Annotated in this window: 31 protein-coding genes; 25 read left to right on the top strand and 6 right to left on the bottom strand. The window is 58.2% G+C overall.

Features of this window, described 5'->3' with window-relative positions; all coding sequences use genetic code 11:
* Positions 1–60: 60 nt before the first annotated feature.
* Positions 61–1,821: a Hint domain-containing protein gene (locus tag FCN51_RS16785; protein WP_160256406.1), complete on the bottom strand. Its 1,761-nt coding sequence runs from the start codon at positions 1,819–1,821 to the stop codon at positions 61–63.
* Between the two features lie 319 nt (positions 1,822–2,140).
* Here FCN51_RS16785 and FCN51_RS16780 point away from each other — a divergent pair, with 319 nt between their 5' ends.
* Positions 2,141–2,695 (top strand): recombinase family protein, encoded by a 555-nt coding sequence (locus FCN51_RS16780; RefSeq protein WP_231862438.1) that lies wholly within the window; start codon positions 2,141–2,143, stop codon positions 2,693–2,695.
* Between the two features lie 78 nt (positions 2,696–2,773).
* On the opposite strand, the gene FCN51_RS16775 is transcribed toward FCN51_RS16780, so the two are convergent.
* The 3 genes from FCN51_RS16775 to FCN51_RS16765 form a co-directional block, all read right to left on the bottom strand.
* Positions 2,774–3,874: a Hint domain-containing protein gene (locus FCN51_RS16775; RefSeq protein ID WP_236661347.1), complete on the bottom strand. Its 1,101-nt coding sequence runs from the start codon at positions 3,872–3,874 to the stop codon at positions 2,774–2,776.
* A 613-nt stretch (positions 3,875–4,487) separates the two neighbouring features.
* Positions 4,488–5,831 (bottom strand): B12-binding domain-containing radical SAM protein, encoded by a 1,344-nt coding sequence (locus FCN51_RS16770; RefSeq protein ID WP_003628950.1) that lies wholly within the window; start codon positions 5,829–5,831, stop codon positions 4,488–4,490.
* Between the two features lie 22 nt (positions 5,832–5,853).
* Positions 5,854–6,324, bottom strand: a complete 471-nt coding sequence (locus FCN51_RS16765; RefSeq protein ID WP_201762637.1) for a hypothetical protein — start codon at positions 6,322–6,324, stop codon at positions 5,854–5,856.
* Between FCN51_RS16765 and FCN51_RS16760 the strand changes: the two genes are divergently transcribed.
* Positions 6,263–8,440 (top strand): acyltransferase family protein, encoded by a 2,178-nt coding sequence (locus FCN51_RS16760; RefSeq protein WP_160256405.1) that lies wholly within the window; start codon positions 6,263–6,265, stop codon positions 8,438–8,440. The two genes, FCN51_RS16765 and FCN51_RS16760, sit on opposite strands and share 62 nt — an antisense overlap.
* Here the strand turns inward: FCN51_RS16760 and FCN51_RS16755 are convergent.
* The gene (locus FCN51_RS16755) at positions 8,437–9,075 is read right to left on the bottom strand and encodes a hypothetical protein (RefSeq protein ID WP_003628954.1); all 639 of its coding nucleotides are present in this window, start codon (positions 9,073–9,075) and stop codon (positions 8,437–8,439) included. The two genes, FCN51_RS16760 and FCN51_RS16755, sit on opposite strands and share 4 nt — an antisense overlap.
* Before the next feature lie 162 nt (positions 9,076–9,237).
* Here FCN51_RS16755 and FCN51_RS16750 point away from each other — a divergent pair, with 162 nt between their 5' ends.
* Genes FCN51_RS16750 through terL form a run of 3 tightly spaced genes read left to right on the top strand, consistent with a single transcriptional unit; the run spans position 9,238 to position 11,436 of the window.
* A complete protein-coding gene (locus tag FCN51_RS16750) occupies positions 9,238–9,780 on the top strand; it encodes a hypothetical protein (protein WP_160256404.1) in 543 nt (180 codons plus the stop codon).
* Positions 9,767–9,949, top strand: a complete 183-nt coding sequence (locus tag FCN51_RS16745; RefSeq protein ID WP_160256403.1) for a hypothetical protein — start codon at positions 9,767–9,769, stop codon at positions 9,947–9,949. Before FCN51_RS16750 ends, FCN51_RS16745 begins: the two co-directional genes overlap by 14 nt.
* Positions 9,950–9,981: 32 nt before the next feature.
* The gene (gene terL / locus FCN51_RS16740) at positions 9,982–11,436 is read left to right on the top strand and encodes a phage terminase large subunit (protein ID WP_160256402.1); all 1,455 of its coding nucleotides are present in this window, start codon (positions 9,982–9,984) and stop codon (positions 11,434–11,436) included.
* On the opposite strand, the gene trhO is transcribed toward terL, so the two are convergent.
* The gene (trhO, locus tag FCN51_RS16735) at positions 11,433–12,485 is read right to left on the bottom strand and encodes an oxygen-dependent tRNA uridine(34) hydroxylase TrhO (protein WP_160256401.1); all 1,053 of its coding nucleotides are present in this window, start codon (positions 12,483–12,485) and stop codon (positions 11,433–11,435) included. The two genes, terL and trhO, sit on opposite strands and share 4 nt — an antisense overlap.
* Before the next feature lie 247 nt (positions 12,486–12,732).
* On the opposite strand from trhO, the gene FCN51_RS16730 reads away from it, so the two are divergent.
* From FCN51_RS16730 to FCN51_RS16635, 20 genes are read left to right on the top strand one after another with little or no spacing between them, the layout of a single operon-like run.
* On the top strand, positions 12,733–14,112 hold the full coding sequence (locus tag FCN51_RS16730; RefSeq protein ID WP_160256399.1) for a DUF1073 domain-containing protein: 1,380 nt from the start codon (positions 12,733–12,735) through the stop codon (positions 14,110–14,112).
* Positions 14,109–15,110, top strand: coding sequence for a DUF2213 domain-containing protein (locus tag FCN51_RS16725; RefSeq protein WP_160256398.1), 1,002 nt, complete (start codon positions 14,109–14,111; stop codon positions 15,108–15,110). Before FCN51_RS16730 ends, FCN51_RS16725 begins: the two co-directional genes overlap by 4 nt.
* A 37-nt stretch (positions 15,111–15,147) precedes the next feature.
* Entirely contained in the window at positions 15,148–15,648 is a 501-nt protein-coding gene (locus FCN51_RS16720; RefSeq protein ID WP_160256397.1) for a structural cement protein Gp24, read from the top strand.
* Positions 15,648–16,685 (top strand): major capsid family protein, encoded by a 1,038-nt coding sequence (locus tag FCN51_RS16715; protein WP_003628961.1) that lies wholly within the window; start codon positions 15,648–15,650, stop codon positions 16,683–16,685. Before FCN51_RS16720 ends, FCN51_RS16715 begins: the two co-directional genes overlap by 1 nt.
* Before the next feature lie 49 nt (positions 16,686–16,734).
* Complete coding sequence (locus FCN51_RS16710; protein WP_003628962.1) at positions 16,735–17,052, top strand: hypothetical protein; 318 nt, start codon at positions 16,735–16,737, stop codon at positions 17,050–17,052.
* A gap of 36 nt (positions 17,053–17,088) precedes the next feature.
* Positions 17,089–17,595 (top strand): DUF4054 domain-containing protein, encoded by a 507-nt coding sequence (locus FCN51_RS16705; protein ID WP_160256396.1) that lies wholly within the window; start codon positions 17,089–17,091, stop codon positions 17,593–17,595.
* Positions 17,586–17,966, top strand: coding sequence for a hypothetical protein (locus tag FCN51_RS16700; protein WP_160256395.1), 381 nt, complete (start codon positions 17,586–17,588; stop codon positions 17,964–17,966). Before FCN51_RS16705 ends, FCN51_RS16700 begins: the two co-directional genes overlap by 10 nt.
* Positions 17,963–18,499, top strand: a complete 537-nt coding sequence (locus FCN51_RS16695; RefSeq protein ID WP_201762598.1) for a phage neck terminator protein — start codon at positions 17,963–17,965, stop codon at positions 18,497–18,499. Before FCN51_RS16700 ends, FCN51_RS16695 begins: the two co-directional genes overlap by 4 nt.
* Positions 18,500–18,517: 18 nt before the next feature.
* Positions 18,518–19,672 (top strand): DUF3383 family protein, encoded by a 1,155-nt coding sequence (locus tag FCN51_RS16690; RefSeq protein WP_160256393.1) that lies wholly within the window; start codon positions 18,518–18,520, stop codon positions 19,670–19,672.
* A 2-nt stretch (positions 19,673–19,674) separates the two neighbouring features.
* The gene (locus tag FCN51_RS16685; protein ID WP_160256392.1) at positions 19,675–20,112 is read left to right on the top strand and encodes a phage tail fiber protein; all 438 of its coding nucleotides are present in this window, start codon (positions 19,675–19,677) and stop codon (positions 20,110–20,112) included.
* A gap of 38 nt (positions 20,113–20,150) precedes the next feature.
* Positions 20,151–20,606: a hypothetical protein gene (locus FCN51_RS16680; protein ID WP_160256391.1), complete on the top strand. Its 456-nt coding sequence runs from the start codon at positions 20,151–20,153 to the stop codon at positions 20,604–20,606.
* A 23-nt stretch (positions 20,607–20,629) separates the two neighbouring features.
* Positions 20,630–20,773 carry a hypothetical protein gene (locus tag FCN51_RS16675; protein WP_201762597.1) on the top strand — a complete coding sequence of 48 codons (144 nt, stop codon included), beginning with the start codon at positions 20,630–20,632 and terminating at the stop codon, positions 20,771–20,773.
* A 2-nt stretch (positions 20,774–20,775) separates the two neighbouring features.
* Entirely contained in the window at positions 20,776–21,789 is a 1,014-nt protein-coding gene (locus FCN51_RS16670; RefSeq protein ID WP_236661338.1) for a hypothetical protein, read from the top strand.
* Between the two features lie 35 nt (positions 21,790–21,824).
* The gene (locus FCN51_RS16665; RefSeq protein WP_160256390.1) at positions 21,825–22,538 is read left to right on the top strand and encodes a hypothetical protein; all 714 of its coding nucleotides are present in this window, start codon (positions 21,825–21,827) and stop codon (positions 22,536–22,538) included.
* The gene (locus FCN51_RS16660; protein ID WP_160256389.1) at positions 22,535–22,855 is read left to right on the top strand and encodes a phage baseplate plug family protein; all 321 of its coding nucleotides are present in this window, start codon (positions 22,535–22,537) and stop codon (positions 22,853–22,855) included. Before FCN51_RS16665 ends, FCN51_RS16660 begins: the two co-directional genes overlap by 4 nt.
* Entirely contained in the window at positions 22,852–23,778 is a 927-nt protein-coding gene (locus FCN51_RS16655; RefSeq protein ID WP_160256388.1) for a baseplate hub protein, read from the top strand. The genes FCN51_RS16660 and FCN51_RS16655 overlap by 4 nt, the downstream gene beginning before the upstream one ends.
* A complete protein-coding gene (locus FCN51_RS16650) occupies positions 23,775–24,464 on the top strand; it encodes a Gp138 family membrane-puncturing spike protein (protein ID WP_160256387.1) in 690 nt (229 codons plus the stop codon). Before FCN51_RS16655 ends, FCN51_RS16650 begins: the two co-directional genes overlap by 4 nt.
* A gap of 11 nt (positions 24,465–24,475) precedes the next feature.
* Positions 24,476–24,829 (top strand): hypothetical protein, encoded by a 354-nt coding sequence (locus FCN51_RS16645; RefSeq protein WP_160256386.1) that lies wholly within the window; start codon positions 24,476–24,478, stop codon positions 24,827–24,829.
* 28 nt (positions 24,830–24,857) lie between these two features.
* Positions 24,858–26,051, top strand: coding sequence for a baseplate J/gp47 family protein (locus tag FCN51_RS16640; protein ID WP_201762618.1), 1,194 nt, complete (start codon positions 24,858–24,860; stop codon positions 26,049–26,051).
* Positions 26,051–26,629 carry a DUF2612 domain-containing protein gene (locus FCN51_RS16635; RefSeq protein WP_012812544.1) on the top strand — a complete coding sequence of 193 codons (579 nt, stop codon included), beginning with the start codon at positions 26,051–26,053 and terminating at the stop codon, positions 26,627–26,629. The genes FCN51_RS16640 and FCN51_RS16635 overlap by 1 nt, the downstream gene beginning before the upstream one ends.
* The last annotated feature ends 5 nt before the right edge of the window (positions 26,630–26,634 follow it).

The following is a 26,634-nucleotide window of genomic DNA, read 5'->3' as shown; positions in this document are numbered from 1 at the left end:
GAGCCGATGCACCCGCACCGGCTCCTTTTTTGCAAAGCGTATGCTGTGCTGTGCGATTTTTTACGCCAGAGCAGCCTGCACCTGTGCCGTATCTGCGGGCACGGTGTATGCGCCTGTTGCCAAAACCTGCACATGCAGCAGGCAAAGCCCCTGCAACGTGGTGGGCAGTGGCAGCTTGGCGTGGCCGTTTGTCCAGCGTGCGTGGCCAGAAAGTTCTGGCGCGTGCCAGCCTTGCAGATCTTCGGTGGAAAGATGCGCGGTTACGGGCTGGTGCGTGCCAGCAAATGTAACGCCAATGCGCCCCACAGCCACACCCAGTGTGCGCCGGTCATCTACAAACGGGCCTTCTGCATCACACGGGCGGAACGTGCGAGATGCCAGATACACACCTTCTGCGGCCTGTGCGGGCAGCATAAAGGTGTAAATGCCGTTTTCATGCCGCAGCGGGTGCACGCTATGGCCCTGCGCGGTCACCAAATGCAGGTTGGGCTGTGCGGATGTTTCTGCGCTGTGTGCATCTGTGTGCGCATAAAGTGTGCTGCCACGTTCTGCCAAAGTGCGGAACAGGGGTTCTACAAATGTGCGGCTGGTTTGCAGCTTGGCGGCGGCATCCTGCGCCCAGCTTTTTACTGCGCCACCAATGCGGGCCACGGGGCCTGCCTGCGTAAAGCTGCCACGGTTGCCTGTATCCAGATAGCTTTCTGTGAGCATGCCGTTGGCCATAATAACGGCGTGGCCTTCGGTTTCTATATGGTAGTAATCATACCCGGCAAAGCTTGTATCGTACACAATGGATGTGCCGTTTACCAGCATGCGTGCAGGCACAAAACTGTTTTGCAAATACAGGCAATGTTCTGGCGTAATCAGCAAATCTGCTGCGGGCACGCCATCTGCAATGGCGTTGGCGCGCACGCGCACGGGGTAGCCTGCAACATCATCCGCCGCAGCCGGGTTGGTGCGGGCATGGGCCTTGCCTGCCCATGTAATACGGCGTGCAACGGGCTGGCCATCTGCTGCAAATGTAAGAACTTCCTGCCCTGCAACAAGGTTTTCTACCGCTACATCACCTGTGGGGGTGCGGATCATGCTGCCGGGCAAAAAGCAAACCAGCACGCCCGTTGTGCCGGTGCTGTTTTGTGCCGTGGCGCTAAGGTAAAGGTTGCCCCCGCTGGTGGCCTGATAAAGCGTTTGGGTGGCGGGGGTGTAATCTCCATTCACAACAACGGTAATGCCGGTGTTGGTGGTAATGGTTGTGTCCGTGCCATTATATGTGGCGTTTGTAACGTAGCCAGCACCGGGAACTTCGATAGTGGCCCCTGCGTTGCTAAAACCATCAATATTGGTGAATGTTAGAATTTCTACGCCGCTTGCGGGTGTGACCACCAGCGTGCCGCCACCGCTGCCAAATGTAATACCTGCACCGCTAAGCGCAGAAATTTCGGATTGCTGCACAACGCCCAGATTAAGGGTGCCGCCATTTTCTATATTATATGTTGTGCCGGTAAGGGCGGTAATAATATTGGCGCCGGTAAGGGAAATGGTGCCGCCATCTGCTGTAAAGGTAGAACCCGTAAGCAGGCCAAGCACGGTAGAGCCCACATCAACAGTAACGTTTGCGCCATCTTCTGCCGTAACGGTGTAGGGGTTAATGGCGCCAATAAGGGTGGGTGCAAAATTAAGCGTAGCTGTAACGTTGCTCCCTTCAAAAGTAGCGTCTGCTCCGCCGAGAGATACAAGACCTAAAACCCAACCTGCTGGGAAAAGTGTATAGCTTCCGCTTTTGGTGACAGTGTTGCCATAACCATAAAGACTGGAGGACATCGGCGTATTCCTAAATGCTGTACTAGAAATAAAGAATATTTCTGATTCTTGTATGTATAGTATGGGAAAACGCTGATGGATCGGTATGAATATTTCTTTTCATAAATAGTAATTTTATGAAAAAACTGTTTAAATATAAACAACAGTTACAAAATTAAAATTAATACACAATCGAAAATGAACTGTTTTGGGGGAGGATTGTTTCTATATGATGAAAGCGGTGTTATAAGGCCGCCGAAAAAGTTTGGAACTTTTTTGAAAAACAAGGAAATTTTATCAAATTTCACACCAAAATATTATCTGCACGCGGGGTATGGTTATGATGATAGGGTATGTAAGTGCAGATTGCCCATTTGTAAGCCGGGATGAGCAAAAAAGGATTTTAGAAGAAACAGGATGCAATGTTATATTTTATGGAACTTTTTCAAAAGATGGTACATTTTTCTTACAATTTGTAGCACGGCAAAAACCCGGCATACGTATTGCCGTGGTGCAGATGGATTGCATTGTAAGCAGTTGGCGGCATTTGCGTGATATTATCTTGCAGGTTCAAAACAAGGGCTGCACGCTTGTTTCTGTAAAGGAACCGTGGATTAACACCTCTGCCGGGCGTGGCACGCTTATGCTGGAAATGCTGGGCGGGCTGGAAGAACTTGAAAAACGCTTTATACGCCAACGCATGTCTACAGGCAGGCACAGGGCCATGTCTGCCGGGTGCCGCATGGGGCGGCCTACCAAATTAACATCACAACAGTTTGAAGCCGTGGCACAGGCGCGCGCCAAGGGCCACACCCTGCGTGAAATTGCTGAGGAACATAACGTAAGTATCAGCATGATTTCGAGGTTATTGAAAAAGATGCCTCGTAAATCATAAAATTACGCGTTCAGGAACATATCCCTGTTGAATATGCGGGGTATGTTCCTGAACGCTTACTTTAAAAAAGAGTTTAAATTACTTGTGGTTTTTACGAGGGCCGTGGAAATCATGCTTCATGTACGGAATGGTATCCAGAATCTGGATAGACAGCAGCCCCATTTTGTTTTTGCTGCGCTCTGATGTCATGGGCAGGTGGGCGTGGCCATCTGTCCAGCGGCCGGGTTCGCCATCATGTTCATGCCAGCCGGTAAGGTCTTTCTCCATATGTGAAGAAATCTGGCGGGGCTTTCTGTTTTCCTGAAGGGTAATTTCCCCCACGCGCACGCCCAGGCGGCGTTTATCCTGCACATAGGGGGCAATAACATCTACCGGCCTGCTTGCGCGGGAGGAAAGATGCACCTCATGCACGTTGGGCGGCAGCATGAACATGGCCAGATTGTTTTGTTCACGCATTTTGCGGATCAGCTTGCCGGTATCCGTAATCAGGCTGAGGTCATGCTCATGCGTTATTTCGGGCGGTTCAAACAGGTTGTGGCTCAGGCCGCGGCTTTTGGCGCGGGCCAAAAGGCGGTGGTATAGCGCGCCCACAACTTCGCGCTCTGTTACCACGGGGGCATCTGTGCGGGTGTGCCAGTGGGTGTTGTTGGGGCAGGGGGGCAGCGCGCTGGCTACCAGCAGGCCTTCGGCCACAATAATGGCGGGGCCATCTGTTTCCAGCGGGTAAGCGATGTAACGCTCAAACGTGTGGTCGTAAAAAATGGAAAGCCGGTTCACCAGCAGGGCTGCGGGCACAAACTTGTTTTCAAAAAACAGGCACTGGTCTGGTGTCAGCAGCACATCCTGCGTGGGCAGCCCATCTGCAATGGCATCTTGCAGCACGCGTATGGGGTATCCGGCCTCATCTTCTGGCAGGCCGGGCAGCACGCACACATGCTGGGCCATAACCTTGGTGATGGGGGCAGGCATTTCTGCCATTTCCGGATCATACGTTACCAGCACGTGGCCGGGGGTAAGGCTTTGAACAGGCTGCGGCCCGCTTTGGGTATGGATGTTGGTATTATGGAGAACGCCCGGCACAGAGGTATCTGGATGGCGTGCGGAGGCACCATCGGGAAGGGTCTGATCGGATTTGTCGTGAATGTCATGCACAACCGCATGGCGGGGAAGCGCTGTCATTTCTTCCTTCTGACTTACACCACGGAAAACAACTTCCGTATCTGTGCTACAACATAAAATGTTCCTTGATCCTGACGGGACAAGGCGCATCCAGAACTTTTTTTCAAAACCTGAGAAATAAGGCATACATGCCTAATGTATGTTGCAACTGCATTCATCAGGCCTTGATTGCGACATACTGTACCAGCCATAAAAAATTTGCCAAGCTATAAAAGCAAATAAACCACGCCGAAGCTTAGTTTATCATTTTACTATGTTGTGTATATGTAAAACTAACTTAAGTAAAAATAAAAATAATTTAAATAAACATAGTAAGTAATATTCTTATTTATTTAAATTTGTACAAATTTTATGCGTCGTTGTCATGAAAAGTGCGTTTTTACAAAAGACACGGACAAGCTAAAAATTGGAAAACTGAAAATTATAACAACAATCTGAGGATTTTTTTCCAATGCGGGGCGGTCTGTAAATATTTCTTTAACGCGATTAACAATCTGTTATGGGGTTCCGTTACAATCTATGTAATTTAAGTATATCTGAAATGCATTTTTATTATGGTCAGCAAGGCTCTTTCCCCCACCGCTGGGGGAGGGGAAAGGGCTTGGCTGTGGTGTTAGTAAATATCGAAGTCGTTATTGCCGGTGGAAGAAAAAGCCATGCGGCGTTCTGTAAGATCCAAAATCCACGAGGACATGTCAGACCGGGTGCGCGGCGGAAACGGCAGCCGCTTGAAGATGGAGCGCATGGAGTAGAACTTTTTATACATCCACTGAATGCGGGCTTCCATTTCCTTGGGGGAGCAGTTTTTGGGCCAGATCTGGCAGATTTGGCCGGGCCAGCGGTCAATTTCTGGCGCGTTGATAATACGGCCTGCCTTTTCCATACGGTTAAACAGCGCCGTGCCCTTGGTGGGCGTAAGGATGTTGAAATACGCCGCAGGCACCTTGTGTTCTTCCAGAAAGGAGATGGTGGCGCGGTAGATATCGTGGTCTTCATCATCAAAACCGAAGATGAAGTTGAGCGAGTAGCTGATATCGCGCTGGCGCAGGTTTTCAAACATTTCGTGGTAGCGGCTGGCTTTGTTCCAGCCTTTGCGCATGCCGTCCAGAATATCCTTATCAATACTTTCAATACCGATATTCACGTGCATCACGCCGGATTTGCGCGCCAGATCGAGAAATTCCTTATCCAGACACAAATTGGAAGACCACAGGGTAGACCAGCGAATACCCAGCGGCACCAGCCCTTCCATCAGTTCCATGGCGCGGCTTTTCTTGCCGCCAAAGTTGCTTTCACCAAAAAAGAAGTGGCTGCCACGGTTCTTGATGAGCTTGAGCTCGTTCACCATTTCGTCCACCGGGCGCCAGCGGTAGCGGCCACCAAGGTAGAACCGTTCGGAGCAGAAATCGCACACAAACGGGCACCCGCGGGAGGACTGCACCGCAAAAGTGCGGAAGGGGCCAAACTTTTTAAGGTCCAGCAGGTCATACCTTGGGGCGGGCAGGCCGTTCAGTTCCTTAAGCGGTGTGGCGCGGTAAATGCTTTTCAGCCGGTTGGCGGCGGCATCTTCCAGCATTTCCTTCCAGATGGGTTCGGCCTCACCCACGCCCACGGCATCTACGTGCTCGGCGGCTTCTTCGGCGTTAAAATACACATGGGGGCCACCCATAATCACCTTTACGCCGCGTTTACGAAATTCCTTGGCAATATCGTAAGCGCGGTAGGAATGGAGGGTCCAGGCCGTAAGGGCCACAACATCCACCGGCGCATCAAAATCTATATCTTCAAGCTGTTCATCCAGCAGCGTGACCTTCCACTCTGGCGGGGTCAGGGCGGCAAGGTACGGCAGGGCAAGCGGCACCATCTGTCGGCGCTTGGTTTTGAACAGCGTTCGGTCCGTAGGGGCTTTATAATGCGTGGGCTGAATGATCAGAAGGCGTAGGTCATTTGCTGGCATGTGGGTATCAGGATCTGCTGAATTAAAAGAAAAAACGGGCAGATGGTGCCCCTTTGTTACAGAATATACATAAGCAGGGGTGGGGGGCTGTCCACCTCCGCTCAAGCATGGCGGATGTGTGCCCACCGTAACCAAACGCAGCCCCTAAGCTGGCCTGCGGGGTGGCGGTAAGGCGCGGCGTGCGCCGTAATAACAGGGATGCACGCAGGGCATGGATTTGGCATATCCATGCGTTTCCTGCAATGCGGCGGGGCCGGGCTTTTGGCATGGCTCCCATGCCTGCACGTGGGGTCCGTGGCGGGCTGATATTGCGCGGGGTGTGGGGGCCAGCAGGGGCCAAGGCAGGGCGCGGGGTAAAACCTGCGTGTAGGGTGGTGTTGCAGTATATATAAGGGGCATTGGCATATGGGCTGGCGGCGTAAAGGGGCGGGATGATTGGGTTTGGCTTTTTGCGGCCTGTTATGCAGGCGGCGGCGCGGGGTATGGCGCGCACATCTGTGCAGCCCTCCGGCGCGGTGCCTGTTGTGCTGGCCCGCATAAGCCAGCGCCTTGCCCGTGTGGCGGCGTGGTTCTGGCCCGGCAGCGCGGCCCAGCTTGTGGCCCCGCCCAACAATGCCGGGTGGCGGGCAGATATAGATGGCCTGCGCGCGCTGGCTGTGGTGGGGGTGGTGGTGTACCATGTCTTCCCCGCTGCGTTGCCCGGTGGCTTTGGCGGGGTGGATGCGTTTTTTGTAATCTCCGGCTTTTTAATTAGTGGGCATCTGGTGGCGCATTTTGGGGCGGGGCGGTTTTCTGTGGCCTCGTTTTTTGCGCGCCGGGTGCGCAGGCTGGCCCCCGCGCTGCTGGTGGTGCTGGCCGCCACTCTGCTGGCCGGGTGGTTTACCCTATTGCCCACCGAGCTTGCCGCAGTGGGGCTGGATGCCGCAGCGGGTGCGGCATCTGTTGCCAACCTGCTGATGTGGCACGCCCAAGGCTATTTTGACCGCGCAGCGGTGCTCAAACCGCTGTTGCATTTATGGTCATTGGGGGTGGAGGAGCAGTTCTATCTGGTCTGGCCGTTGGTGCTGGCGCTGGGCTTTGCCGCACGGGTGCGCGCAGGTGTGCTGGTGGGGGCCACGGGGGCGGCATGCTTTGTATATAGCGTGGCGTGCAGCGCGTGGTGGCCGGGTGCCGGGTTTTATTCTCCCTTTAGCCGAGGCTGGGAGTTCATGCTGGGCGCGGGCCTTGCCCTGCATGGCGTAGCGGAGCGTGGGCCGGAGGGTGCAACCCCGGCGCAGCATGCACCTGCTGGCATGGGCCGCATGTTGGCGCGGTGTGGCACTTTACTACGCACAAGCCGGGCGCGGAATGGCGCGGGTGTTTTGGGGCTGGCCTGTGTGCTGTCCGGGTTTGTGGTGCTGCGGCCGGGTGTGGGTTTTCCCGCACCATTTGCGCTGTTGCCTGCCGGGGGTACGGCATTGCTTATTTGGGCGGGCGTTGGCGCGTGGGTAAACCGGCACGTGCTGGCTGTGCGGCCCATGCGGGCGGTGGGGCTTATCAGTTACCCGCTGTATCTGTGGCACTGGCCGCTGGTTTCGTGGTTTCATATTGTGCGTGGGGCTGGGGTTATTCACAACAGTGCGGGGTTTGCGCTTATGAGCGCGGCATTGGCGCTGGCGTGGCTGACCACCAAATGTGTGGAAAACCCGTTACGTGGCGGGCGTTTTCGGCAAGGCAAAACGGCGGCCCTTGTGGGCGGCTTGGTGGCCATATGCACGGCGGGGCTGCTTACGTGGCACAATGCCGGTTGGCCCGCACGGTTTGCGCACACCCCTGCGGACACGGATTTATCCGCCATCAATCTGGCGGTGCGCGATGGCATTTTTGCCCCCACAGCGCATATGCACATCACGCACGAAAACGGACTGACAATCGCCTCCATAGGCCATGCGGGCCACCCTGTATTGTTTACGGGGGACAGCCTGCTTTTTCAGTGGGGGCCGAGGGTAGAGGCGCTGTTGCAGCAGGGGCGGCTTAGGCACACGGTTATATTTGTGGCAGGCCCCAGTTGCAGCCCCTTTGTGGGCGAGGTTTATGAAAAATCCTTTGCGTATTGCCGCAATATGCAAAACGTGCAGCAGCGGATTATACAGCAGCAGAATGTTCAGGCCGTGGTGGTGGGGGCGTTCTGGCCGCGTGTGCTGTTACACACACCGGGCACACAGGCACAAAAACAGGCAGCTTTTGCGCAGGATATGCGCAGCCTTTCGGGCAATGGGGCGCGGCCCGTGTGGCTGGTGCTGCCTACCCCGGCAGATGCACGCTTCAGCCCCGATAAACTGGTGGCCCGTAGCCTAACGCATATTGGCGTAAACACCGCCTTGCTGGAGCAGGGTATTCCCACCCGGCAGCTCCGCAATGATACAGCGGCGGATACGGCTTTTGTGCGCGCCCTTGCCGCACAAGCGGGGGCAAAGGTGCTGGATGCGTGGCCCGATATCTGCGGCACCGGCCCGGCCTGTGCGGTTATTACCCCACCAGCCACGCCCAAATATGCAGATGACAAGCATTTAAGGCCCGGCTTTGTGCAACAGCATGCCACGTTTTTGGATGATGTTCTGGCCCGTTAGGGCGTGTTCCAGCCCAGCCAGAAATCCGGGGCATCGTTCCACTTGGCCAATGTGGGGGAAAGGTGCCTGCGGGCCTGAAAGCAGCCCATGGCAAAACCAGCCGTGCCATCGCACGAATCATTACGCTGGTGCACGGCACCCTGCATCCAGAACAATGCGCCGCGCTTGCGCTCACCACTCAGCCCGGCAATCCAGCGGTTCCAGTTATGGCGGGCGTTCTGCCCTTCATGATACGCCGTCATATCCTGCGCGGGGGCAGGGGGCATGGCCATGGCGGGTGGCATAAGCTGTGTGCCCGGTGCCGGGGGCGCGGTGTTAAGCGCGTAGGTAACGCCCGGCGGCATGCGCCCACTGGGCGGAGGTTCCAGCGGCACGGGGCCAGCCAGCAGCAGCATGGCAAAGCCTGCCGCCGCAATGCCCACAAGGCTTACCAGCCCAAAACGTATGGCGCGGGTTGCATCCGATGTATGGGAAATGGGCTCAACCGAGACAGCACGCAGGGCTTTTTCTGCTTTTTTCTGGCACCGGGCGCTGCAATACGGCGCGTAGGTGTTGGTGTGGTAGATACGGTCACACCATGCACAAGCTTTGTCCATGACCTCCCCATCACCCAATCTGCCAAGATTTTCTGTCACGCGCGGCGCACTATAACAGTGTTCGATATATTTGCCAGTCCTGATTGGGAACAGTTCTTAACTGTCTGTTCACATACCGGTTTGCTTTGTTTTGACGGGCTGCGTGGTCAGCCCTAATTCCGGCTTATCATCCCAAAAATTGTAAAAACCAAGGACATTCCCATGCCTACAGCAGGGCGCAGGGCAGAGCTGGCCTGTGGCGCGGTTTTGCGTGGCAGTGGCCGGTGGTGGGTTGTGGCGCAGGCTGTGCCCACGGGTGTGGTGATGTGCCCGCTGCTATGCACACCGCGAGACCATCACCGGGCAGATATTTGCATAGGTTGGGCGCAAGCCCTGCTGTTGGGGTGCCCCGCGCAGGCCGTGCTGCGCTGCCGCCCGGTATGGCGTGGCAGGGTGGCGGGGCTGGCCTGTGTGGGCCAGCTTAACCCGCCCACATGCCAGCGCATGGTGGCCGCCCTTGCGCGGGAACACCACCACCATCAGCACGAAACAGACCGCCCGTTTGTAGCCCAAGGCAGGGGCGTGCGGTCTGGATCTTCCTTTGTTCAACAGGGTTGGATACGTGGCCATGCCCCGCAAGACAACAGCACCCGCGCAGGGCGCATCAGGGCCATCAGCTTTGGCCCCGATGGCGCGCCGCAAAAGGCGCAGCACAAAACCCGTAACCCCGCTGGATATCTTCACCCGCATCATGCAGGGGGATGAAAGCATAACAGACCGCCAGTTTGATGCCGCCAAGGTGGCCGCACCCTACATGCACCCCAAACTTTCGGGCCTTGCCACAGATGCCCTGCCTCGCCGCAGCGCAGATGCCTTTACGGATGAGGAACTGGCCGCCCTTGCGCAGGAAAACAGCGTGCACCCGCAGGCCTGATTTTTGTAGCTGTTATTTGGAAAAACCCTTTCATGCCCCACGCTCGGCCCGAATGTGCACGCACCATGCAGGCGGGCCGGGTGGCGCGGGCAGAACTGGCACGCAGGCAGGCCGCACGCCAGCATGTTCTGGATTTTGCCCGTTATACGCTGCCAGATTACAAAGCAGGCGCGCATCATGCCCTGCTGGCCCGCACGCTGGAGCAGGTGGAGGCCGGGCGCATAACGCGGCTGATGGTGTTTATGCCGCCCCGGCACGGAAAATCGGAACTGACATCTCGCCGCTTTCCCGCCTGGTATCTGGGGCGGCACCCCAAGCGGCAGATTATCGGGGCCTCTTACGGGGCCACGCTGGCGCAGGATTTTGGGCGCGATGTGCGTAATATTGTGGCATCCTCTCGCTATGGGGCGTTGTTTTCCGGCACTCGGTTGGCGGCAGATAGCAGCGCGCGCGATGTATGGCACACCGCACAGGGCGGGGGGTACACCGGCATGGGTGTGGGCGGCGGGCTAACGGGCCGTGGCGCACATTTGGCCATTATAGATGACCCCGTAAAGGACAGGCAGGAGGCCGAAAGCCCCGCCCGCCGTGCCGCTGTGCTGGACTGGTACCGCGCCGTGTTGCGCACTCGCCTGATGCCCGGCGGTGCCATTGTGCTGGTGATGACACGCTGGAGCCCGGATGATCTGGCAGGCCGCCTGCTGGATGATATGCAGAACAAAACGGGCGAGGCATGGCATGTGCTGGATCTGCCCGCCCTAGCCACCGAGCACGATGCACTGGGCCGCAGACCGGGGCAGGCGCTGTGGCCGCAGGCGTTTGATACAGCGGAACTTGCGCGTATTCGCCAAGCAGTGGGGGAGCGGGAATGGGCTGCACTTTACCAGCAAAACCCGGTGCCGCTTTCTGGCAATCTGTTCCACACACACATGCTGGGGGTGCAGGAGGCACTGCCCGCAGCATCCGGCCCCGCCGTGCGGCGGTGGGATTTGGCCGCCACCCGCCAGAGCGGCAGCAACAACCCGGACTGGACGGTGGGCGTAAAAATGCACCATCTGCCAGATGGGCGCTTTTTGGTGGCGGACATCACCCGCCTGCGCGGAGACCCGGCACAGGTAGAAGCCACCCTGCTGGCCACCGCCGCGCGTGATGGTGTGGGGGTGGAAATTGTGCTGCCGCAAGACCCGGGGCAAGCAGGTGTGGCGCAGGCGCGGTACCTTACCGGCAGGCTGGCCGGTTACAAGGTGCGCTGTGTGCGTGAAACAGGAGATAAAGCTACCCGCGCCGCCCCATTTGCCGCGCAGGTAAATGCTGGCAACGTGCTGCTGCTACGCGCCCCGTGGGTGCATGCGTTTATGGAGGAACTGGCAGCATTCCCCGCCGCCACGCATGATGACCAAGTAGATGCCGCAGCCGGTGCCTTTGCCGCGCTGGCAGAGGCACACCCCCTGCCGCGCTTTGGGGCGGATTTTTTGGCCCGTATTTAGTGTGCGTGCTGCTGGCGCAAGGCCTGCTGGCGGCGCTTTTCTTCCTCACGCTGCTGGCGTTTGCGGGCGCGTTCTTCCGCCATGTTGGCGCCCAAATGGGCCTCGCCACGCTGTTCGGCCAAACGGGCCTGGCGTTCACGCTCTGCATGGCGGGCGCGGCGGGCTTCATCCCACTGGCCGTAGCAGTGCGGGCAGGATACGCCGGTTTCAAACTTGGGGCTGGCTTTGTCTTCCGCCGTAATGGGCGTGCGGCAGGCGTGGCACAGTTCCAGCTCACCGGGTTTAAGGCCGTGGCCTACCGTTACACGCTGGTCGAACACAAAACATTCACCCCGCCACAGGCTTTCTGCCTCTGGCACGGTTTCCAGATACTTCAGGATACCCCCTTGCAGATGGTACACTTCATCCAGCCCTTCGGCCTTGGCAAAGGCGGTGGATTTTTCACACCGAATGCCACCGGTGCAGAACATGGCCACACGCGGCTTGCGGCCCTTTGCCAGAAGTTCCTCACGGTGCTGGCGGAACCATGCAGGAAATTCCCGAAAGGTTTTAATCTGCGGGTCTATCGCGCCCTCAAACGTGCCCACGGCCACTTCGTAATCATTGCGCGTGTCTATCAGAATGGTGTCGGGGTCTTTTAACAGTTCGTTCCATTCTGTGGGGGGTACGTAGGTGCCCACAATGTGGTTGGGGTCTGTGCCCTCCACACCCATTGTCACAATTTCCTTTTTCAGCCGCACCTTCATGCGCAGGAAGGGCATTTCTGGCGCGCGGGAGAACTTGACCTCAATATCCGCGCAGCCGGGCAGGGTGCGGATATGCGCCAGCACGGCCGCAATACCGGCATCTGTGCCCGCAATGGTGCCGTTAATGCCCTCGGATGCCAAAAGCAGAATGCCCTTTACCCCGTTGGCGGTGCACACATCCTGCAACGGCCCGCGCAGATCAGCCGGGTTTGCAAATGGGGTAAAGCGGTAAAGGGCCGCCACGCAAATGGGCAGGGCTGCGTTTTGGGTATCGGGCGTGGGGACAGTGGGCAGGGCAGTCATGCTCGGCAAGTTCCTTGGGCTTGTTGGGTGATTGCAGATCATCCGTTCCGCGCCACGGCTTACAGCACCGCAATCAGGTTGCATTTCAATGCCGCCCATTTACCCGCCCGCAGCGGGGGCAGACAAGTTTTTTCCGCGCTTACCATAGGTTTTTGGCGGCGGAGGGGTGTGCATGCCGTGCGGGTGCATATGGGTTTGTGTGTTTTGTGTAAACCAGTTTTTCCAATTTTTAACTTAAGGGCAGGGTATGTCTGGTTTGTCTTTTTCTTCCCGCGCTCGGCTGGGGTGGTGGCAGCGTTTGCGCGGGCGGCGTGCCCCTGTGGCCCTGCCGCGTAAGGAGCCGGTGCTGCCCCAAGGGGCCTTTGCGGCAGATGTGGCCAAGGTGGCCCCGGCAGCCGTGGCGCGGGCAGATGTGTTTGCGCCGTATAGGCCCCCGCGCGGGGTGCGGGCCAATGGCAGCACCGCCCCGTTGGCCATGGATAGTGCCGCCGCACAAAATGCCCCCGGTTTGCTGGACTGGCTGCGCAATGCCGTGGCGGATGGGGTGGTGTTTCCCGGTTATGCACGGCTGGCGGAAATGGCCCAGCGGGCGGAATACCGGCACATGGTGGACACCATTGCAACCGAGGCCACGCGGCAATGGCTGGTGTTCACCTCCCGCTCCGGGCAGGGGGCGGGCAAGGCAGACCGCATTAACCAGTTGGAGGCCGAATTCACCCGCCTGAATGTGCGCGATGTGCTGCGCCGCATGGCGGAAATGGACGGCCATTACGGCATGGGCCTGCTGTATGTAGATACCGGGCTTTCCCCCGTGGCGGGTGGTTTGGCATCCCCCTTGCTGTTGCGGCCAGAAACCTTCCGCCAAGGCAGTTTGCGCGCCTTGGTGCCGGTGGAGCCGGTATGGACAACCCCCGCCACGTATGAAACCGCAAACCCGCTGCATCCGGCCTTTTACAAACCGCAAAGCTGGTGGGTGCAGGGCACGCTATTACATGCCTCGCGCCTGTTGCGGTTTTGCGCGCGGGAGGTGCCGGATATTCTTAAACCCGCTTATAACTTCGGCGGTGTTTCCCTTACGCAAATGGCGCGCCCCTACGTGGAAAACTGGCTGCGCACGCGGCAAAGTGTTTCGGATTTGCTGAATGCGTTTTCCATTGTCGCGCTGTCCACCGATATGGCTGCCTATGCGCAGGACCCCGAAGGGCTTTTGGCGCGGGTGGAGGCGTTTAACCGCTTTCGCTCCAACCGGGGCACGTTTGTGCTGGATAAGGAGCGCGAAAAGCTGGAACTTCTGGCCGCGCCCCTTTCCGGGCTGGACAGTTTGCAGGCACAGGCGCTGGAGCAGATATGCACCGTGGCGCAACAGCCGCTGGTAAAGTTTGCCGGTATTTCCCCTTCCGGGCTGAATGCCTCGGCTGATGGAGAGATCCGGGTTTTTTATGATCGGATCAGCGCTTATCAGGAATCCTTCCTGCGCCCCAACCTTACGCACATTCTGCATATGGTGATGCTGAACCTATGGGGCGCAGTGGATACGGACATTACGTTCACCTTCCGCCCGCTCTGGCAGATGGATGAGGCCGAACAGGCAGAAATAGACGCCAAAAAACAGAGTAAGCCATCATGAACACACGCAATACCGGGCAGGCCCGCGCCAGCCCGCACGCCGCTGTTGCGCCCGATACGCAGCCTTTGGCGCTAGACAGGGCCAGCGTGCGCCGGGTGGATGCAGATGGGCATTTGCACATTGCGCACTGCATTCTCTCTGCCGCAACCGTTAGCCCCTATTATGGGCGCGAAATTCCGGGTGCCGCCGCGCTGGGCCTGAAAGATGATGCCCTTTACAGCGTTTTTCGCCCGCCAGATGCGCTTATGCAGGCTGCCCCCAGCCTGCGCGGCAAACCGGTGCTTATGCAGCATACCCCCGTAAGCGCGCAGGATCACCCAGCCAGCATAACCGTGGGCGCGGTGGGCAGCGATGTGCGCTTTACCTCACCCAACCTGACAGGCAGCCTGACGATATGGGATGCCTCAGCCATTGCGGCCATAGAGAACGGCACACAACGTGCGGTTTCTGCCGGGTATCGTTACACGGCCATCAGTCAGGCGGGCACCTATATGGGCACGCCCTATACGCTGATAATGGCGGATATTGCCTTTAACCATCTGGCCCTTGTGGCCCAGCCCCGCGTGCCTTCCGCCATTATTGGCGATGCCGCACCAAACCCCAACATGCCTTTTAACAACAGGAGCTTTCAGGCCATGCCTGATCAAACGCCCATTACCGTTGCGGCCATGGATGCCGCCATTGCCCAGGCCGTGCAGCAGGCGGAAGAACGCGCCGTGCGCCAGATGGCGGACCTGCACACAGCCCGCGCTGCCGTGCGCCCCTTTGTGGGCGATGTGGCCATGGACAGCGCCTCCGCCATTTACGGCTTTGCCTTAAAGGAAGCGGGTATTGATGTCACCGGCGTGCCCGAACAGGGGCTGAAACCGCTGTTTGAAAGCTTTGCGCGCATGCAGCCGCGTGCGGGTGGTGGTGCCCCCGTAATGGGGCAGGATGCCGCCGCCACACAGGGCTTTCGGCAGCGCTTTGGGCTGGAACGCATTGGCGTGCGCGGCTGAAGCTCTTTTTCCTTTTTGCATGATACAAGGCAGGTAAATGTCTTTTCAAAATCAGGTTAATATCCAGCCAGCGCCTGCTGTGCCGGGTGATTTTGCATCCCTCAACCCCACGGCCACCTTTCCGGCGGGTGAGGGCGCATTGGTGGCGGCTGCGGGTGGTTGCACGGTGGCCGCCTTTGGCTGGGTGCAGGCCGATGGCGTAAGCGTGGCCAACGCACCGCCCAGCGGCAGCACCACAGCGCCCGATGGCTTTGTGCATCGGGATCTGACAGCCCAGATCACGGATTTTACGGCATCGGAAAGCATGGTTATTCCGCAGGGCTTTCCCGTAACGCTGTTTACGGCGGGAGATTTTTGGGTGCAGCCCACCACGCAGGCTACACCGGGGCAGGCGGTTTTTGCCAGTTTGAGTGATGGCACTATCAAAACCGCCGCTACAGGCAGTTCCGTAACAGGTGCGGTGGCCACAGGGTTTTTTGTAGCTTCCGCCGGTGCTGCGGGTGAGCTGGTTCGGATTTCTACATGGATGCACGCATAATGCTGACTTCTCATTCAGAACTGGCGGAACTCAACCGCCTTGGCTTTGTGGTGCCCGATGCGCGCGGCCTGATTGGCGCCGAACATCTGGTATCAGACAGCATGGCGCTGGATGCCCAGCCCGCGCTTTCCACCACTGCCAATGCGGGTATTCCGGCCTTTATGTCTGCCTGGGTGGATACGGGGCTTATCAAGGTGGCCTTTGCCCCCATGCGCGCGGCCGAACTGCTGGGAGAGGTGCGCAAGGGGGATTGGGTTTCCAAAACCGCTGTCTTCCCCATGTTGGAAACGGCCGGGCAGGTGTCCTCCTACGGGGATTGGAACCAGAATGGCACGGTCAGCCTCAACCCCAGTTTTCCCGAACGCCAGTCCTACCATTATCAGGTGTTTGTGGCGTGGGGTGAGCAGGAACTGGCGCTGGCCGGGCAGGCACGCCTGCAATGGGCTGCCAGCCTGCGAGAGGCCGCAGCCCTTAAGTTGAACAAGTTTCAGAACCAAACATACTTTTTTGGCATCAGTGGGCTGAAACTTTATGGGTATCTGAATGACCCGCGCCTGCCCGCCGCCATTACGCCCGCCACCAAAACCGCAGGCGGCACGGCGTGGGAAAACGCCACCCCGGAAGAACGGCAGGATGACGTGATTGCCCTTATCAACCAGCTACGCAAACAAACCGCCGGGCTGGTGGATACGGATACGCCAATGGTGCTGGGCCTTGCCCCAACCCGCATGGGGTTGCTGACACGCCGCAACAGTTTTGGCCTTTCCGCCCTGACGATGCTGCGAGAAACCTACCCCAACCTGCGTTTTGTGCAGGCTGTGGAATATGGAGATGCCGCCGCCAACGGTGTGCAGACCATGCAGATCATGGCCGACCATGTGGATGTGCAAAAAACTGCCGAAGCCGCGTTTACAGAAAAACTGCGTGCCCACGCGGTGGTAACCGAGGCCTCGGCATGGAAGCAGAAGCTCTCCCAAGGCACATGGGGGGCCATTATTTACATGCCCGCAGGCATTGCCACCATGACCGGCCTGTAAAACACACAGCCCGCGTAACGCACACTCCTGCATAAAAACGGAAAAACACATGGCAACATCATCAACAGTTACCGTTGGGTGCAAACTGCCCAACGGGCTTGTGCTGGAACTGGCAGGCCAGAAGCACGAACTGGCAGGCGCACGCACGGCCAAGGCAGGCGGGTATGGGCTTACCCCCGTGCCGGCAGATTTCTGGCAGGCATGGGCGCAAAAATATGCAGGCTTTCCCCCGCTGGAAGCCGGGCTGATTTTTGCCCAGACCACGCCAGAAAAAGCCGCAGGCCAGGCCAAGGAACAAGCCAGCCTGCGCACGGGTATGGAACCACTTAACCCCGCAGCGCCAGCCCCCGGCATTACGCCTGCTTAAGGCCAGAACTTCCGTTATCTTGCAGCATGTAAAAGGATGTTTTCCATGCCGGAAAATCAGCCAATGCAAGCGGCTGCCTTACCTTCTGCCTGCAACATGGCGGAAGATGGGGCCGTTGCGTTTGATGCCGCAGCCTTTAAGGCGCGCTACCCCAACCTTGTAGCCAGTGCGGGGGCAGATGCCGCCAGCGCGTGTTTTGCCCGTGCGGGGCTGTTCTTGAACAACGCTGGCACATCCCCCGTGCGCAACCCGGCCAAGCGGGCAGAATTGCTCATGCTCATTACAGCGCATCTGCTTCAGCTTGGCATCAATAGCGGGGCATATGCCACAGGTGTGGGGGATGGCACTGCCGCGCTTGTGGGGCGCATTACCACCGCGCGCATGGGCAGCGTGCAGGTGCAGGCCGATATGGGCGCGGTTTCCCCCACGCAGGCGTGGTGGGTGCAAACACCTTATGGCGCAACCTTTTGGGCGGCATCTGCCTTTTTGCGCATGGGGCGCTATGTGCCGGGCTGGCCACAAAGAGTGGTTTCTTGGCCATGAATGCGCTGTTCAACATGGCGCTGGGGGCCACGGCGGCTTTATTGCCATCTGTGCCCGCCATATTGCGCGTGAACACAGGATACGAGACCGCGCCAGATGGCAGCACCACGCCGTGCTTTATGGATATTGCCGTAACAATCAGGGTGCAGCCCGTGCCCACGGCTGAACTGGTGCAAACCGATGGACAAAACCAGAGCATAATTCAGCGAGAAATCTATATGCCCGGCACCATTTGCGGGGTGGACCGTACGCATCAGTTTGGGGGCGATATGTTTGTGTTTGACAACGCCCACTGGCTGGTATCGGCCCAACCCGAGGCATGGGGCGGGCAATGGTGCCGCGTGCTTGTCACCCAACAGGTGGCGGCATGAGCACCCAGAACGTGCAACAGCCGGATGAGGCGCAAATATTTTCTGCCCTTCGTGCCTTTATGCTGGAAGTGCTGCCCGTAGGCACAACCGTTTTGCAAAGTCGGCAAAACCGCACGCCACCGCCACGGGGGATGTTGGTGCTTATCACACCGCTTTCTCGCCAGCCTATTGGCACGGGCAGCACACGCTATGGGCCACAAAGCTGCACCCTGTTGCGGCAGGAGCAACTTGCCACCCAGATAAGCCTTTTTGGCACAGGTGCAGCAGATGCCGCGCAAACGCTTTTAACCCTATGGCGCGATGCATGGAGCACCACGTTTTTTGCAAACCGTGCAGCACAGCAACACGGCATGCCGCGCCTGGCCCCCTTGTATGCAGATAACGCCGAATGTCTGCCCTACGTTAACGCGCAACAGCAATACGAACCCCACTGGCAGCTTACCCTGCATAGCCAGCTTACTTTTTCCATCACCCTGCCAGCCGCCACAGCCACCGCTGCCACAGTGCACAGCGTGGCCGCAGACAGGCTTTGAAATGCGAGTGAAACCTGCATGATCCTTCCTGTTTCTTCCCTTGTGTCTGTCACGCCCGGTGTGCTGGCGGCGGGGGGCACCACAAACCTGCTGAACGGGCTTGTATTTTCTACAAACACAGCGCTTTCTTCCGGCCTTTCCACCTTTACAACTGCGGCAGAAGTGGAAGCCACATGCGGCGCGGAAAGTATTGAGGCCAGTATGGCCAGCGTTTACTTTGCGGGCTACACCAATGCGCAGGATCTGCCGCAAACACTGCATTTTTACCAACTGCCCGCCACCCCGGCAGATACGGATTACACCACAGCCCTTACAAACGCTGCCGCCGCCAGTGCAGACTGGTGCGCCTTTGCCTTTGCGCAGGAGCCAGATGCCACGGCCAAAACCGCCATTGCCGCATGGATGCCCACAAACCCCAACCGCTACTGGGGCATTGTGCAGGATAGTGATGCCAGTATTTTGCAGGCAGAGTCTGACTGTTTTGGCAGCACCGTTGCAGCGCAGGCCACGCCGGGGCTGACGAGCCTGTGCAATACGGATGGCAACGGCACACTGGCTGCGGCCCTGTGTTTGGGCTGGGCGGCCAGCATAAACCCGCAGCGCAATGCCGGGCGCACTACGTTGATGTTCCGCAACAATGGCGGCGTTACCCCGGCGGATATTACGGCCACACAGGCGCAGGCCTTGCTGCAAAATGGCTACAGCTTTTACGGTTCCTACAAAAGTGGTGATTCCACATTCAGTTTTCTCAACAACGGCGCAGTCTCCGGCGCGTTTGCATGGGCAGACAGTTATCTGAACCAGATCTGGATGACATCCTCCTTCCAGTCCGATCTGCTCACGCTGTTTTCTGCCGTGGGGCAAATTCCCTATGCCGTGCAGGGTGATACGCTGCTGGCCACCGCTGTGCAGAACACTATTGATACCGCCGTGGCTTTTGGCGCTATCCAGCCCAACGTCACGCTTTCTGCCGCGCAGGCGCAGGTGGTGAATGCACAGGCCGGGCGCAGCATTGCAGATACGCTGGCCACACGCGGGTGGTACCTGCTGCCCGGTGCTTCCACCGCATCTGCCGCCACACGGGCTAAACGCGGGCCGGTGCAGGCACGGTTCTTTTATATGGATGGGCAGTCTGTCCAGTCTATCTCTCTGGCTACGGTAGAGGTGCAGTAAGCATGTCTGATTACGATATTACAGCCGCCAACTCGGTTTTTACCATTACGGTGCCGGGGCTGTACAATACGCCCATTACGCTTGAAAACTACGCCGCCGACCGGGCTTTTGAAACCACCGCACGAGATCTAGCAGAAACGGCCATGAGCATTGATGGCTACCTGAACGCAGGCTGGATACCCACACCCGTGCGGCAGATAATCTCCCTTGCTGCCAGCAGTGAAAGTGGGCTGGTGTTTGAGGCCATTGCCGCCGCCCAAGATGCACAGCGCGGGTTGTATCGGCTGGGGGCGGAAATTCAGCTTCCCTCTATCGGGCGTAAATACACCATGGTGCGTGGGCTGTTGCAGGCTGTAGCCGTAATGCCCAGCGCAGGCCGTGTGCTGGAGGCCCGCAGTTTTGAAATTCTGTGGGAACGCGTGTTGCCTGCTGCCCTGTAAAACAGGTGTGTTTTTAAAAACAACAGGAAAGAGCAGGCATGAAAACCGTGGAATACACGCACTCCCTACCGGGAGAAGATCAGGGCAAGGTATTTGTGCTGACACGCATGGATGCCTTTGCTGCAGATAGCTGGGCGCGCCATGTGTTGCAGGCCGCCATACGCGGTGGTGCGCGCGTGGGGGCGGATATGGCAGAGGCAGGCCTTGCCGGGCTTGCCGCCTTTGGGCTGGAAATTTTTGGCTTTATGGAAGAAGCCGATCTGGATACCGCTTTGGCGCGGCTGATGCAGTGCGTAAAAATGCGGCCAGACCCACACCGGCCAGAAGTGACACGTGCTGTTATTTCCGCCGATTTTGCAGAACCTGAAACACTAGGCATGGTACGGGCCGAGGCCTTTAGGCTGCATGTGGGTTTTTTGCGGGCCGCCGCGCACCAGCTTTTCCCCATGGTGGCGGCTTTGCTGGGGGACGAGGCCGCACAGGCCCCGTTGTAAACTGTGTAAACATCTCGCCCGCCATGGCGGCAGTTGTGGCATCCGGCCTTGCAAGTTTGCATGACCTGAAAACGATTTATGACAGCGAAGATTTTTACACGCTTGTAGAAATACTTTCTGTGCGCAACTGGAACATGGCGCACACGCCCGCGCAGGAAAGCCCCTAAACATGGCCCAAATTGTAAACGCATCGCCCCAAAGCAAGGCGCGCGCAAAGCTGCCTTTACTGGAACGCCTGCACCGTGTGCTGGAACGCTTTTTGCAAAGCCAGAAACACACAAAAAAGACCAGAAACAAAGGGCTTTTGGCATTATTGCAGCTTCTGCGCCAATACAGCATGGGGGCGGGGGGGATGCCTTTGGGTATGAGGGCGCAGGAGCCTGTGTTGCCCGTTGTGCACGCTCTGCCGGGGGGTGCGCTGCCTGTGTTTGCAGCCAGAACTGGTGGTAGCGTGCGGCATATGCTGGCCGTGGGGTCTGTTAGGGGTATGCCTGACAGGCAGAAAGGTGTTTTACAAAATAATCCTTCTGTATCCCGGCGTGTTATGTTGGAGGCTGGTACGTCATCGGTTGCGGCGGAAGATGCTTTGCAGGATACGCAACACAGAAAGGCCCGCCAGCACAAACCCAAAGATACGGTGGAGCTTCTGGCGCGCAGACCGTTTTCTATGCCACCCGCACGTGCATCAAGGGGCAGAAGGTCTGTGCTTCGCATACTGGCTGCCGAAAAGAAAGGTGCCTCGGTTGCCACGCCTATATCTGCCCGCCCCGCGCTGGTGCAGAGGCAGGGAGTACTGCGTGATACAAAAAACCTTGAAAGCACAGGTAGTTTAGAGAACGTTCTGGTGCATGGGCGTGGCTTTCAAAGTGTTTCAAAGCAGGTCGTGCGCGGTGGCTTACGCATCTCGCAGCGTGTTGCTGTGCCGGACAAAGCCCAACCTGTTGCGCGTAATATGGTGGAGGCATTTTTGCCGTCATCTTTGCTTATGCGGGCGGCGGTTCAACCTGTTGTGGCCGTGGCGCGGCCTGCACCGGCTGCGTATGTGCCGCAAACACCTTTCTCCAGACCGTGTGCAACGCCTTCTTCACACCCCGCACCCATGCCGCCTCGTGCCAGCATGCAGGGGCTTGGTGGGGGAGATAGCGCCACTTTGGCAGCACTTTCCACGCTTGGTTCCATTTAAAAACCTGTTTCCTGTTCAGTAAAGAGTTCTGTTTCATGCCCATGTTGCCAGTCAGCCTGCCATCTGTGTGGAATATTCCTGTGGCGGCGGGGGTGCCTGCCCTTATGGGGCAATCTGTTTCTGCCGGGGTGCAGGCTTCGGCCTCTGTTACGGTGGGGAGTTTTCTGGATGATCTGCAAATTACGCAGGCTGCCAGCCAGTGGGGTATTTTTACGCAGGACGGGCAGCGGGTTTTAACATCTGCCCATGTGCTTTCTGTCGATATGCAAACGGCTTGGCGCATTGCAGAAGCTCCACTGGAGGAAGGGGCATTTTTATCTTACAGCAAGGTGCGCATGTCTCGGCAGCATCGGATTGTGATGGTGTGCGATGGGTCTGAAGCCGGGATGGAAGATGCCAACGCCACCAGCCTTGCGTTGGATGTTCTGGCCGGGGCCGGGCAGGTGGGTGCGCTGTATGTGCGTGCAGGCTTTTTTGCCACGCTGGAGGCATTGGAGGCCGATACAAACCTGTATGCCGTGATAACCCCGGAAAAGAAATACGATAGCGTGAACATTATCGGCCACCGTTGGATGCGGGAGGCCCGGCAGGGCATTACCATGCCGGTTGTAGAAATTGCCTTGCAGGAAGTGCGCATAACCGGAAGCACACAGTTTGCCAGCACACGCATGCCGCAGGGCCAGCAGATACAGTGCGGCGGCATGGCCTATGCCACAACCAGCACGGCAGATGCCGGAGAGATTGCATGAGCAGCGCAGATACCACACTGGTGCAGGTGCCTATAAGTGCTGTGCCTGCACAAATGTTTAAGATCACACTGGCAGAACAGACACTTCAGATAGCCCTGCGCCAGCGGTCCACCGGCTTGTATGCAGATATCTGGTGTGCAGGCACGCGCGTGCTTTCTGGCGTGCTGTGCCAGGACCGCACATGGCTGGCGCGCACTGCCGCTACCGGCCTGCCGGGTGATCTGGCATTTATGGATACCCAAGGCACGCAAGACCCGCAAAGCACAGGGCTTGGCACGCGCTATGTGTTGCTCTGGCGCACAGGTTGGCCCGCATGAGCGGCACACAAACTACAAAAACGCCAGATTGGGCAACGCGGGATGTGGAGGTCATGTTCCGGCTGCTCAATGGCGTGTTTGGTGCGGCGGATGGGGTGGATACGGTTACCCTTTCTGGCTTGCAGGTGCAGGCGGATATCATGCAGGCCCCATACCCAACGGGAGAAACCGCGCAGATACGCATAACCGGCCTACCCCCGGATTTGATGAACCGCCTGAGCCTGAGCGCGCCGGCCCCCACCAGCCAGAGTGCCAGCGAGGTGCTGCTGATGGTGCCAGATGGTACTTCTGGCGCGCAGGCCCTTGTGTTTCAGGGCGGGGTTACGCTGGCTTTTGCAGATTACAGCGCAGCACCCGATGTTGCCTTTGTGGTGCAGGCGTTTTCTACAGTTCTGCCAAACGCACTGCCTGCCGCGCCCACCGGGTTTAAGGGTGCTGTGCCACTGGCGCAGGTGTTGGCGCGTATTGCCGCACAGGCCGGGCTGAATTTTGAAAATAACGGCCTGAACACCGTGCTGCATGATCCGTATTTTTATGGCACGGCGGGGCAGCAGATCAGCCAGTGTTGGAACACACAGCCCTTTCAGGCCGCATTGGGCCGGGGGCGTTTGGCGGCATGGCCTGCCAGAACGGGCGGGGCTAACGCAACGGTGGAAACATCTGCCGCCATTGCGGTTTCAGCCAGCACGGGGCTGGTGGGGTATCCCACATGGTCTGCCGGTGGGGTGGCGCTGAACATGCTGTTTAACCCGCGTATCAGCTATGGCAGCGTGCTGGCATTGCAAAGCCAGTATCAGCCCGGTGGGGGTGGCACGGGGCTGTGGCAGGTTTTGCAGCTTCGGCACAGTTTAAGCGCACAAATGCCAGATGGCCCGTGGTTTACCCATGTGGTGGCGCAGGCTGTGGAGGCAGAAAATTCATGACGTATCAAAACAGTTTTGCATCCGGCTTTCCGCCCAACATGCCTACATCGGGGCAGGCGGTGTTTGACAGGGCGGGTGCTGCGGCATCGGATTACAACGCATTGGTGGCGGTTATGCGCCGCATGTTGGTGGAGGTACGCACCGCCATACCGGTTAAGGTGTGCGCGGTTTCGGGCGCAGGTTTGGCCCCCGTGGGGTTTGTGGATGTGCAGCCCATGGTGCACCAGCAAGATGCCGCAGGCCAGACCACGCCGCATGGGGTTTTGTATAACGTGCCGTATTTTCGGCTTCAGGGCGGCAGCAGCGCTGTGGTGCTGGACCCGGCAGTGGGAGATATCGGGCTGGCCGTGATGGCAGACCGGGATATCCTGAACGTTAAAACCGCCCGTGCTGCCGCACCGCCCGCCAGCTTTCGCCATAATAGCATGGCGGATGCGCTGTATCTGGGCGGGTTTTTAAACGCGGCCCCCAGCCAGTACATTCAGTTTACGCCCGATGGGGTGGTGATACACACACCCGGAACGGTGGAAATATCTGCAAAATCACTCAAGATTTCAGGAGATGCCAGCATAAGCGGCAGCCTGAATGTGGGGCAGGATGTGCAGGCCGGTGGTGTGTCTCTTACATCGCATGTGCATGGCGGGGTTATGCCCGGCAGTGGCAGCACCAGCACCCCGCAGGGTTAGGAGAAGCACATATGAAAACCTTGTTGCTAGACCGCGCAACGTGGGATCTGGCCGTGGATGCGCAGGGCAATATTGCCGTGGCGGATGTGCCTTATGCTACCGCGCAGGATGTTTCCAGCGCGGTGCGCGTGTTTAAGGGGGAGTGCTGGTACAACACGGCCCTTGGCCTGCCCTATCTGGCGGGTGTTTTGGGGCGCAACCAGTCTGCGGCTTTGTTTCGGGCCGATGTGGCGCAGGCCGCCCTTGCCGTACCCAACGTGGCGCGCGCCACCTGTGTGCTGGCCAGCCTTGGGGCAGACCGCAAACTCAGCGGCCAGATTTATCTGACATTGGAAAACGGAAGCACAACCCTTGCCAGTTTCTGAAACCTCACTTGCCGCAGGCACTACATCCGTGCCCGCGCCCACGCTGGATGATACCGGCTTTGTGCTGCCGCAGGAGGCAGACATGCTGGCCGGTGTTCTGGCAGATATCAACGCCGCTTTTGGCAATACGCTGAATACAGACCTATCCACCCCACAGGGGCAGTTGGCCACATCGCTTACCGCCATTTTGGGCGATGCGTATGATCAGATGCTGGCCGTATTTAACGGGGTGGACCCTGCGCGGGCTTCTGGCCGGATGCAGGATGCCATTGGCCGCATTTACTTTATGGAGCGCAAACCCGCCACGCCCACGGTGGTAACATGCCAATGTACGGGGGTGGAAGGCACGGTTATTCCGCAAGGAGCCTTGGTGGCAGATGCCGCAGGCAACACCTACGCGGCAGATGCCGCCATTATGCTGGATACCACCGGCACAGGTGCTGGCACGTTTTCCTGCACCACGGTGGGGGAGGTATCCTGCCCGGCGGGCAGCGTGCGGCTGTGCCAGTCTGTTGCCGGGTGGTCTGGCGTGAGCAACGCCGTGGCGGGGGTAACGGGGCGCGAGGTAGAAGGCCGCGCGGCGTTTGAAGCCCGCAGGCAGGCCGCCGTGGCGGTAAATTCCGTGGGGCCATTGGCCGCCATTCTGGCCGCCGTGCAGGCGGTGGATGGCGTAACAGATGCGTATGTTGCAGATAACAGCAGCAATGTTGCGGTTACGCAAGGCGGCATAACTCTCGCGCCCTATAGCCTGTATGTGTGCGTAAATGGCGGCACGGATGCCGATGTAGCCTTGGCCATTTTGCGCAAAAAGCCGCCCGGCTGTGCCTATACTGGCAGCACCCATGTAACGGTAACGGATACATCCGGCACCTACACCACACCGCCCAGTTATACGGTGGCGTTTGAGCGTGCGCAGCCCACGCCGCTTTATGTGGTGCTTACGCTGGCAGCAGGTTCTGGCGTGCCCAATACGGCAACATCTGCCGTGCAGCAGGCGGTGCTGGCGTGCTTTTTGGGGCAGGATGGCTCGGCCCGTGTGGGCATTGGCGGCACGCTGTATGCCAGCCGGTTTTACGCCTGCGTGGCGGCGGTGGGCAGTTGGGCGCAGGTGGTGGATATTCGGGTAGGCACGGCAGCCAGCCCCACGGGTGTTACGGCGCAGGCCGATATCAACCAGATTTTCACGCTGGAACTGGCCGATATTACCGTGGAGTTTGCCTGATGCAGAATGTAGGGCAAACGGTGCTTTCGCAATATGCGTGCTCGCCCAGCCTGAACGCGCTGCTGGAAGGCTGGAACCAGTGTTTTGATCCTGCACAAAATATAGAAAACTGGTTTGCCAGCATATGGAACATAGAAACAGCCCAAGGCTACGGGCTGGATGTATGGGGCCGCATTGTTGGGGTATCGCGCGTGTTGCGCATGGCATCTGGCCAGTATTTAGGCTTTGCCGAGGCCAATGATCTGACAGAGCAGGGCTTTAACACTGCCCCGTGGTATGCGGGCCGTGTTGTGGTGGGTGATTTTACAAATTGCAGCCTGTCCGATGCCGGGTTTCGGCAGCTTATTTATGCCAAGGCGCTGGCCAATATTACAGATTGTTCCGTGCTTTCGCTCAACGCTATCTTGCGCACGCTGTTTGCCGGGCAGGGCGATGCATGGGTGGAAGATAACACCAACATGAGCATGACCTACGCCTTTGGCTTTGTGCCAACAGATGTGCAGGTTTCCATTATCGAAAACGCCGGCGTGCTGCCGCGCCCTGCCGGGGTTGCGGTTTCCTACAGCATCAGGGGCTGAAACAC

The organism is Acetobacter pasteurianus (assembly GCF_009914215.2).
Taxonomy (GTDB): Bacteria; Pseudomonadota; Alphaproteobacteria; order Acetobacterales; family Acetobacteraceae; genus Acetobacter; species Acetobacter pasteurianus.
The sequence above is the reverse complement of the archived record's forward strand: the minus strand, read 5'-3'. Positions and strand labels throughout refer to the sequence as shown.